Genomic DNA, 792 nt, shown 5'->3' with positions numbered 1-792 from the left:
GGGCCCGATCACCCCCCCCCCCCCCCCCCCCCCCGCGCCCCCCCCCCGGGGGGGGGCCCCCGCCCGGGGCCCCCCCCGCCCGCCGCCCGTCCCCGTCCCCGTCCCCGTCCCCGTCCCCGTCCCCGTCCCCGTCCCCGTCCCCGCCCCCGCCCCCGCCCCCGCCCCCGCCCCCGTCGATCTTGCACTTCCGGCCCGTGCAAGACGTGCGAAAGGGGCAACTCGGGGACCACAAGTGCAAGATCGCGGGAAGGGTTAGGGGGTTAGAGGGTTAGGCGGAAGCCGACGCCTCGGACGGCGTGGATCGTGGTCGGGGCGTTCAGGCGGGCCAGCTTGTGCCGGATGCGGCGGACCACGGAGTGCATGTCGGAGCCCCGACCGAGGTGGTCGTTGCCCCAGACGGCACGGTGCAGGCGGGCGTACGTCCACACCTGGCCCGGGATGCCGGCGAGGCAGACCAACAGGTCGTGCTCCAGTGGCGTCAGCCCGACCTCCCGCTCCCGCCAGCGCAGCACCCGCCGGTCGGAGTCCACGGCCAGCTCCGGCCCGGACACGTCGACCGACGACCGGTCCGCCACCTCGGCCGACGACGCGGCCGGGGAACCGACGGACGGGCCGGCCGACGAATCGAGCGAAGACGCGGTCGGGGGAACGACGGGCAGCCCAGCCGACCCATCAAGCGAAGACCCGGCCGGGGAAACGACGGGCAGCCCAGCCGACCCATCAAGCGAAGACCCGGCCGGGGAAACGACGGGCAGCCCAGCCGACCCATCAAGCGAAGACCCGGCCGGGGAA

The 792-nt window shown here is 76.0% G+C and carries 1 protein-coding gene; it reads right to left on the bottom strand.

The window, feature by feature from the left end; genetic code table 11:
- Positions 1 to 260: 260 nt before the first annotated feature.
- Positions 261 to 575 (bottom strand): winged helix-turn-helix domain-containing protein, encoded by a 315-nt coding sequence (locus tag ACIA6B_RS03575; RefSeq protein WP_396770580.1) that lies wholly within the window; start codon positions 573 to 575, stop codon positions 261 to 263.
- Positions 576 to 792 lie beyond the last annotated feature (217 nt).

The organism is Micromonospora sp. NPDC051141 (genome assembly GCF_044455765.1).
Lineage (GTDB): Bacteria > Actinomycetota > Actinomycetes > Mycobacteriales > Micromonosporaceae > Micromonospora.
Note: the sequence above shows the minus strand (reverse complement) of the source record. Positions and strands in the feature narration are given on the sequence as shown.